Genomic DNA, 9,628 nt, shown 5'->3' with positions numbered 1-9,628 from the left:
GCCCACCGGGTGACCAGTTCGGCCCGGCAGGCGTCCGCGCCGACCACCAGGGTGCGCAGGTGCGGCAGGGTGCCGGGGGTGTCCGGCGGGAGGGTGGCGAGCGCGGCGGGCGGCAGCAGGGTGTGCGTGACGCGCGCGGTGCGCAGGACGTCGGCCAGTTCGGCCCCGAGCAGTGGGCCGGGCGGCGGTACGACGAGGGCCGCGCCGTGCGGCAGGGACATGCACAGTTCGAGCACGGAGGCGTCGAAGCTGGGCGTGGCGAAGGCCAGCACGCGGTCCCCGGCGCGGACCTGGTAGTGCGCGGCCTCGGCGGCGGCGAACGCGGCCAGTCCCCGGTGGGTGACGACGACGCCCTTCGGGATGCCGGTGGAACCGGAGGTGTAGATGACGTACGCCGGGTCGTCGAGGCGCAGCGGGCGGACGCGGTCGGTGTCGGTGGGCCGGTGGCCGGGCGTGCCGTCGGGCGGTGCGGCGAGCAGGCCGGCGACCTCCTCGGCGGTGAGGGTGACGGCGGGGTCCGCGTCGCGCAGCATCAGCGCGACCCGCTCGGCCGGGTAGCCGGGGTCGACCGGGAGGAACGCGGCGCCCGCCTTGGCCACGGCGAGCTGGGCGAGGACCATGTCCGCCGAGCGCGGCAGGACCAGCGCGACGATGGCGCCGGGCCCCGCCCCGCGTGCGATGAGCCGGTGCGCCAGCCGGTTGGCGCGCGCCTCCGCCTCGGCGAAGGTGAGCGGCGGCTCCCCGGTGTCGAGGGCGGGCCGGTCGGGCCACCGGTCGACGGCGGCCTCGATCAGCGCGGGCAGCGTCGCCGGGGACGGCGGCGCAAGTTGCGGGCGGGCAGGGCCGTGCAGCAGCCGGTGCCGTTCGCCGGGGGGCAGCACGTCGACCCCGTGCAGGGGTGTCCGGTCCTCCGTGCCGGCGAGCGCCGTCAGGGCGTGCGTCAGCCGGTCGGCCAGGGCGCGGGCGGTGGTCTCGTCGAAGTACCGCGGGTCGTAGCCGAGTTCCACGGTCAGCTCGTCGCCGGGCGAGATCACCACGGTGAGCGGGTAGTTGGTCGCCTCGCGGGCGTCGAGGTCGCGCACGCGCACGCCGTGCGCGCCGGCGGTGGCGTCGCCGACCGGGTAGTTCTCGAACACCAGCAGGCTGTCGAAGAGGGGCGTGCCGGGGGGCAGTGCGCTCCACTGGTGGAGGTCCGTCAGCGGCACGTGGTCGAAGCGCCGGTCCTCGGCGCGGGCGGCCTGCAGCTCCCTCAGCCAGGCGGCGCACGGCGTGGACTCGTCCACGGTGACCCGGGCGGGCAGGGTGGTGATGAACAGGCCGGTGATGGTGTCCGCGCCCGGCAGGTCGGCGGGCCGGCCGGAGACGGTGGTGCCGAAGCAGACCTCCCGCTCGCCGCTGAAGCGCGCCAGCAGCAGCGCCCAGGCGCCCTGGACCAGGGTGTTGAGGGTGAGCCGGTGGCGGCGGGCGAAGTCCGTCAGCCGGGCGGTGCCGTCCGCGTCGAGCCGCTGCGACAGCCAGGTGCCCGACCTGGCGGCGGCGCCCGGGGCGGGCCTGCGGTCGTACGGCAGCGGGGTGGGCGCGGCGTGACCGGCGAGAACGGTCTTCCAGTGTTCCTCGGCGGCGGCGGTGTCCCGTCCGGCCAGCCAGGCGGCGTAGTCCGCGAAGGGCCGCCGCCGCGGCAGCCGCGGCTCGGTCCCGGCGGCGAGCGCGGCGTGCGCCTGAAGTACGTCCGACAGCACGTGGAAGACGCTCCAGCCGTCCAGCAGGACGTGGTGGAAGGTCCACACCACGCGCACCTCGTCCGGGCCGAGCCGGATCAGTGTGACGCGCAGCAGCGGGGGGCGGTCCAGGTCGATGCCGCGGGCGCGGTCCTCGTCGAGCAGCCGCCGCAGTGCGGTGTCCCGCCGCGCCGGGTCCAGGCCGCTCCAGTCGAGCTGGGTGACGGGCAGGGTGACGCGGCGGTGCACGGTCTGCAGCGGGGCCGGGCCCCGGCCCACGGCGACGGCGGTGCGCAGGACGGGCGTGGCGTCCACGACGTGCTGCCAGGCGCCGGCCAGCAGGGCGGGTTCGCGCACGCCGTCGGCGACGAAGGTGATCTGCTCGACGTACAGGCCCTCGCCGGGCTCGTCCATGCCGTGGACGACCATGCCGGTCTGGGTGGGGGTGAGCGGGTACACGTCCGTCACGTCGTGCCCGTCGCCGACGAGCCGGTCGACGGCGGTCTGGTCCAGGGCGGCCAGCGGGAAGTCGGACGGGGTGCGGCCGCCCGCGCCGGGCTCGGCGCAGTGCCGGACGATTCGGCGCAGTTCCTCCGCCGTCTCCTCGGCGAGGCGGGCGACGGTGTCGTGCCGGTGCACCCGGCGGGAGTACGACCAGATGAACTCGAGCCGCTTGTCGGTGACCCGGCCGAGCACGTCGATGAGGTGGGGCCGGTCCGCCGAGCGGTCCATGCCGCCGGTCAGGCCCTCGTGGGGCGCCCGCAGCAGACCGTCCCCGGCCGCGTTCCAGTCCTGCTGCCCCAGGTAGTTGAAGCCCACCTGCGGCAGGGCGGGCAGCTCGGGCCCCGCCGTGGGGTGCAGGTGCCGCAGCGCGCCGTAGCCCACTCCCCCACGCGGTACGGCCCGCAGGTTCTCCTTGACGGTCTTCAGCGCGGTGCCGAGGCCGGCGTCGCGGGGCACGTCGAGGCCCACGGGGAACATGGTGGTGAACCAGCCGACGGTGCGGGAGAGGTCGATGTCGTCGAAGAGGTCCTCGCGGCCATGGCCCTCCAGCGCGACGACCACCCGGTCCTGTCCGGTCCAGCGGGCGAGGACCCGGCCGAGCGCGCACAGCAGGACGTCGTTGACGCGCGTGCGGTAGGCGTCGGGCACCTCCTGGAGGAGCCGGCGGGTTTCCTCGGCGCCGAGGCTCACCGTCACGGTCTCCTCGTCCGCGGCGGTGTTGCCGCCGGGGAGGTCGGCCGGCAGAGCGGTCGGGTGCAGGGCGCTCCAGTGGGCGATCTCGTCGTCGAAGCCGCCGTCGGCGGTGCGCGCGGCCAGGCGCCGGGCCCAGTCACGGAAGGAGGTCGTCTTCGCCCCCAGGTCGGGGGTCTCGCCGGCGCGCAGTGCCCGGTGGGCGGTGTCGAGGTCCTCGAGGATCACCCGCCAGGACACCGCGTCGACGACCAGGTGGTGGGCGGCCAGCAGCAGGACGGGCGGCCGGTCGCCGTCCCGGTGGCACAGGGCGGCCTTCAGCAGCGGCCCGCGCGCCAGGTCGAACGCGGAGCACAGGCGGGCGGCGACGGCGGCCGGCTCCTCGGGTGTGTGGTGCACCTCCAGGTGCGGGTCGGCGCCGGGCGCGGTCCCCAGCTGCCGCCACTGCCCGTCACCGGCCGGTTCGTAGCGCATGCGCAGCGCGTCGTGCTGCTCCAGTACCGCCGCGAGGGCGGCGCGCAGCGGTGTCTCGTCGGTGTCGGGCGCCACCTCGAAGGAGACCGCCTGGGTGAAGCGGGCCGGGTCGCCGGTGAGGGTGTCGAACAGCCAGTGCTGTACGGGCGTGAGGGGGACGTCCCCGACGACCGGGCCCTGGTCGGCCGTGGCGGTGGCCGGGGAGACCGGTGACTCGTCGACCGCCGCGGCGAGTTCGGCGATCGTCTGGTGCTGGAACAGGTGGCGGGGCGTGAGGGTCAGTCCGGCCCGGCGCGCCGCGGAGACGATCTGGATGCCGAGGATGGAGTCCCCGCCGAGCGCGAAGTAGTTGTCCGTCGCGCCCACTTCGGGCACGCCCAGCACCTGCGACCAGATCGCGGCGAGGGTCCGCTCGGTGGCGGTCCGCGGCGGCCGGGTGTCCTCCGTGGTGACGGCCGCGGACCACACCGGTTCCGGCAGGGCCCGCCGGTCCAGCTTGCCGGTGGCGCCCAGCGGCAGCCGCTCCAGCGGCACCACGGCCGCCGGGACCAGGTGGTCGGGCAGGGTCCGGGCGAGGAACGCCCGCAGATCGGCCGGTGCCGGGGTGTCGCCGGCGCGCGGCACGGCGTAGCCGACGAGGCGCTTGTGGCCGTCGTGCTCCACGACCCGTGCGGCGGCCCCGGCGACCTGCGGGTGCCGGGCCAGCGCGGCCTCCACCTCGCCGAGTTCGATGCGGAACCCGCGCACCTTCACCTGGTCGTCGGTGCGGCCCAGGTACAGCAGGTCGCCGTCGGCGGTCCAGCGGACCAGGTCGCCGGTGCGGTACATCCGGCTGCCGGGCGGGCCGAAGGGGTCGGCGAGGAAGCGGGCGGCGGTCAGGCCGGGCCGGTTCAGGTAGCCGCGGGCCACCCCGGTCCCGGCGAGGTACAGCTCACCGGGCGCCCCGACGGGCACGGGCCGCATGCGGGCGTCGAGGACGTAGGCGCGGGCGCCGCCGACGGGCCGGCCGATGGGCGGGACCCGCTCGGGGTCGGCCGGGTCGCAGGTGAAGGCGGTGGCGTAGACGGTGGCCTCGGTGGGGCCGTAGATGTTCATCACCCGGCAGCCGGGGATCGCCGCGCGCACCTGCTGGACGGCGCGGGCGGGCAGTGCCTCGCCGGCCAGGACGACGGTGTCGGCACCGACCCGCACGGTGTCCTCGGCCAGCAGCCGGCCGAGGGCGGAGGGGACGGCGCTGAGCAGCCCCGCTCGCCACGGCTCGGGCCGTTCGGCGAGGGCCAGCAGGTCACGGACGACCTCCACCCGGCCGCCCGCCAGCAGCGGCGAGAAGATCTCGAACACCGACACGTCGAAGTTGAGCGAGGTGGAGGCCACCACGTGGGCGAGCCCGCGGCCGGTGAACTCGGCCGCGGCCCAGTCGGTCAGCGCCACCACCGAGGCGTGGGAGACGACGACGCCCTTGGGCCGGCCGGTGGAGCCGGAGGTGTGGATGACGTAGGCGGGGTGGTCCGGCAGCAGCCGGGCGCGCCGCTCGCCGTCTCCGACGGGCGCGGCGGACGCGGCGGCCAGCCGCCCGGCGCAGGCCGGGTCGTCCAGGGCGATGCGCGTGTACGGGCCGTCCGGCAGCCGCGCCGAGGTCTCCGCGCAGGTGATCACCGCGTCGGGGCGTACGTCCTCGAAGAGGAACGCGATGCGCTCCGCCGGGTGGCCGGGGTCGACGGGCAGGTAGGCGGCCCCGCTCTTGAGGACCGCGAGGATCGCCACGATCAGGTCGGCGGTGCGGGGCAGGGCCAGGGCGACGAACCGCTCCGGCCCGGCGCCGGCCTCGATCAGCAGGCGGGCGAGCCGGCCCGCGCGCTCGTCGAGCTGCCGGTACGTGAGGTGGTCGGCGCCGGCGCTGACGGCGGGGGCGTCGGGGGTGCGGGCGGCCTGGGCCGCGAAGGCGTCCGGGACGGTGTACCGCGGCAGCTTCGCCACCGGTCCGGCGAGACGGTCCAGCAGGCGGCGTCCGTCGGCGGGTTCGAGCGGGGCCAGGTCGGCCAGGCGGCGGCCGGCGGCCTCGTCGTCATCGGCGGCGGCGAACTGGGTCAGGAGCGTGCGCAGGCTCGCGCCGATCCCTTCGACGGTGGTCGCGTCGAAGGCGGCCGGGTCGTAGTCGAGGGTCACGGTGACGTCGTCGCCGGGGGCGACCACCACGCTGAGCGGATAGTTGGTCGGCTCGACGTCGCGTTCCTGTTCGACGGCGAGTCCGTGCCGGGCCAGGGCGCCCGCGTCGAACGGGTAGTTCTCGAAGACGACGATGCTGTCGAACAGGCTGACACCGCCGGGCACCTCGCTCCACGACTGCAGCTGGGCGAGGGAGACGAAGTCGTGCCGCCGGGACTCCGACTGGGCGGCCTGCACCTCGCGCAGCCACTCCAGAAGGGGGCGCCGCCGGTCGATGCGCAGCCGGGTGGGCAGGGTGTTGATGAACAGGCCCACCATGGAGGTCACGCCGGGCAGTTCGGCCGGGCGGCCGGACACGGTCGTACCGAAGACGACGTCGTCCCCGCCGCCGTAGTGGTGCAGCAGCAGCCCCCAGGCGCCCTGGAGCACCGTGTTGACGGTCAGCCCGGCCCGCTGGGCGGTGTCCCGCAGCCGCGCCGACACCTCCTGTCCGAGGGCGACCCGCACCGTGCCCGACGAGGACGCGCGGTGGGCGTCGGCGGGGCGCCGGTCGCGGGGCAGTTCGGTGGGGACGGCGAATCCGGCGAGGGTGTCGCGCCAGTGGCGTTCCGCCCGGGCGGTGTCCTGGGCGGCCAGCCACTCCAGGTAGCGGGCGAAGGGGGCCCGGTCGGGCACCCGCGGGCGGCGGCCGGCGGTCAGGGCCGCGTACCGCTCGCACACCTCGTCGAACACCTGGGCCGCGCTCCAGCCGTCGAGCAGCACGTGGTGGAACGTCCACACCATGCGCACCCGGTCCGGTGCCAGCCGGATCAGTGCGAGCCGCATCAGCGGGGCCGCGCCGAGGTCGATCCCGGCCGCCCGGTCCGCGTCGAGCAGCGCCTCCGTCTCCCGCGCGCGCCGCTCGGCGGTCCAGCCGGTCCAGTCGTGGTGGGTGACCGGCACGACGGCCCGCCGTTCCACCACCTGGAGGGGTTCGGCGGTCTCCTGCCACACCAGGCGGGTGCGCAGGATCGCGTTGGCGTCCGCCGTGCGCTGCCATGCCTCGGCGAGGGCGTGCGGGTCGGTGACGCCGTGCAGGACGACCTGCACCTGGTTGACGTAGGTGCGGCCCTGGGGGTCCATGAGGCTGTGGAACAGCATGCCCGCCTGCATCGGGGTCAGCGGGTACACGTCCTCGACGCCGCGGCCGTCGCCCACGACGCGGTCCACGGCGGCCTGGTCGAGCCGGGCCAGCGGGAAGTCCGAGGGCGTACGGCCGCCGGCCCGCGGGGCGGCGCAGTGCGCGACGATCTCCTCCAGGGACCGCAGCATGCCCTCGGCGAGGGAGGCGACGGTCTCCTCGCGGTGACGGCCGCCGCTGTAGTGCCAGGTGATCTCCAGTTGGTCGTCCTCGACGCGGGCCACCACGTCCAGCAGGTGCGGACGCGGCGCCCCGGGGTCCTCCGCGCCGCCCAGACCGCCGGGAACGGCCCGGACCAGCGCGGCGTCGGCTGCGGACCAGTCGAACCGGCCCAGGTAGTTGAAGCTGATGCCGGGCAGCGGCGCGGCGGAGAGCCCTTCGTCACCCGCCAGGTGGCGCAGGGCGCCGTAGCCGATCCCCCGGTCGGGCACGGCCCGCAGCTGTTCCTTCACGGCTTTCAGCGCGGCGCCCCAGTCGCTCTGGGGCAGGTCGAGGGCGACCGGGAAGAGGCTGGTGAACCAGCCGACCGTGCGGGACAGGTCGAGGTCGTCGAAGAGCTGGTCCTCCCGGCCGTGCCCTTCCAGTCCCACGGCGACGGTGCGGCGGCCGGTCCAGTCCGCCAGGACGCGGCCGAGGGCGGTCAGCAGGACGTCGTCGACCCGGGTGCGGTACACGCCGGGAACCTTGCGCAGGAGTTCGTCCGTGCGCTGCCGGTCGAGGCGTACGGTCACGGCGCGCAGGTCGGCGGCGGTGTTGCCGCCGTCGAGGTCAACCGGCAGCGGTTCGGCGCAGTGCCGCGAGACGTCCGCCCAGTGGGCGCGCTGCGCGGCGAGGTCCGCCTCACCGGTGCGTCCGGTGAGGCGCCGCACCCATTCCTGCACGGAGGTGGTGCGCTGCGGCAGCCGTACCGGCTCGCCGGTCCGGGCCTGCCGGTAGGCGGTCTCCAGGTCCTCCAGCAGGACGCGCCAGGAGACGCCGTCGACGATCAGATGATGGGCCGTCAGGAGCAGGCGCGGGGTCCGGCCCGCGCCGGTGAAGAGGCGGGCGGCGATCAGCGGGCCGGTGTCCAGCCGGAAGCCGGTGTGCGCCTCGTGGGTGAGGCGGGCCTCGGCCTGCTCGGCGGCGCGGGCGTCCGCACCGCTCAGGTCGTGCACCCGCAGCAGCTCCGGAACCTCGGTGTCCGCGGCGGCGTACTCCTGGCGCCAGGTGCCGTCCGCCGCGCGGGTGAAGCGGGCGCGCAGGGCGTCGTGGTGGGCCCACAGCGCGGCCAGGGCGGTGTTCAGCGCGCCGGGGTCGACGTCCTCGGCCGTCTCGACGACCACGGACTGGTCGAAGTACTCCGGGCGCGGCGGCTCGGCGTCGAGGAACCAGTGCTGGATCGGGGTGAGCGCGACCTCCCCGGACACCGGGGCGGTGCCCGCGACGGTGGCGGCGGCACCGGTCGCGGCGGCGGCCAGGTCGGCGAGGATGGGGTGGCGGAACAGGTCTCGCGGGGTCAGCGCGAGCCCGGCGGTGCGGGCTCGGGAGACGACCTGGATGCTGACGATCGAGTCACCGCCCAGCATGAAGAAGTGGTCGTCGAGGCCGACGCGTTCCACGCCGAGCAGCTCGGCCCAGATGCCGGCGAGCACCCGTTCGGCCTCGGTGCGCGGCGCGCGGTGGGCGGTGTCGGCCGCCGCCGACCACTCGGGTTCGGGCAGCCGTCGCCGGTCGACCTTGCCGTTCGCGGTCAGGGGCAGCTCCGCCAGGGTGACGAACGCGGCCGGGACCATGTAGTCGGGCAGTTCCCCGGACACGTGGGCGCGCAGCTCGGCCGCCTGCGGCACGGCCGCGCCGGGGGCCGGCACCAGGTGCGCGACCAGGCGCTTGCGTCCCTCGTGCCGTGACACCGACACCACCGCCTCGGCGATCGCCGGGTGGGCGGTGAGCCGGGCCTCGATCTCGGCGGGTTCGACGCGGAAGCCGCGGATCTTGATCTGGTCGTCGACGCGTCCCACGAAGTGCAGTTCGCCGTCGGCGCTCCAGCGCACGAGGTCGCCGGTGCGGTACATCCGCCCGCCGGGCGGCCCGTAGGGGTCGGCCAGGTAGCGGGCCGCGGTGGCGCCGGGGCGTCCGGCGTAGCCACGGGCCAGTCCGGCGCCCGCGAGGTACAGCTCCCCCGGCACGCCGGGCGGTTGCGGCTGGAGCGCGCCGTCCAGGACGTAGACGCGGGTGTCGTCCAGGGGACGGCCGATGGGCAGCGTCGCGGGCAGCGCGTCACCGGCGCGGAAGGCCTGGCGAGTGGCGAAGGTGGTGGCCTCGGTCGGGCCGTACACGTCGACGACGGTGAGGCCGGGGCAGGCGTCCAGCACGCGCCGTACGGCGGCGCCGGGCACGGCCTCGCCGCCGGTCCACACCTCCCGGGCGCCGCGCAGGCAGGCGGGGTCCTCCTGGGCGAGCAGGCGGAACAGGCCGACCGTCAGGAACAGGCAGCTCACGCCCTGCTCGGTGATCGCATGGCGTACGGCGGCGGCGTCCAGGTCGCCCGGCGGGGCGAGGACGGCCGTGCCGCCGCGCAGCAGCGGCACCCACAGCTCGTAGGTGGAGGCGTCGAAGGCGTGCGGGGAGTGCACGAGGACGCGGTCGTGTCCGGCGAAGGCACGGTCGAGGGCGAGCGCGGCGACGTCCCGCTGCCGCGCGGCCACGCCCTTGGGGGTGCCGGTGGAGCCGGAGGTGAACATGAGGTACTGGACGTTGTCCGGGTGCACGCGCGGCACGGTGGTGAGGTCCGCGGTCGCGGCGGTGTCCTCGTCCGGGCGCAGCACGCGTCCTTCCGGGAGGAGGTCCGCGCCGGCCTGCTGCTCACGGACGCGGAGTGGCACGGGACGGCCGCGGACTCCCTCCCGGAAGGACGCGT

Annotated in this window: 1 protein-coding gene; it reads right to left on the bottom strand. The window is 76.0% G+C overall.

Annotated elements, in window-relative coordinates; genetic code table 11:
- On the bottom strand, positions 1-9,593 hold a 9,593-nt coding region (locus tag CCN42_RS07110), incomplete at its 3' end, for a non-ribosomal peptide synthetase (RefSeq protein WP_245877179.1).
- Between the last annotated feature and the right edge of the window lie 35 nt (positions 9,594-9,628).

It is taken from the genome of Streptomyces glaucescens (genome assembly GCF_002154375.1).
GTDB classification, from domain to species: Bacteria; Actinomycetota; Actinomycetes; order Streptomycetales; family Streptomycetaceae; genus Streptomyces; species Streptomyces glaucescens.
The sequence above is the reverse complement of the archived record's forward strand: the minus strand, read 5'-3'. Positions and strand labels throughout refer to the sequence as shown.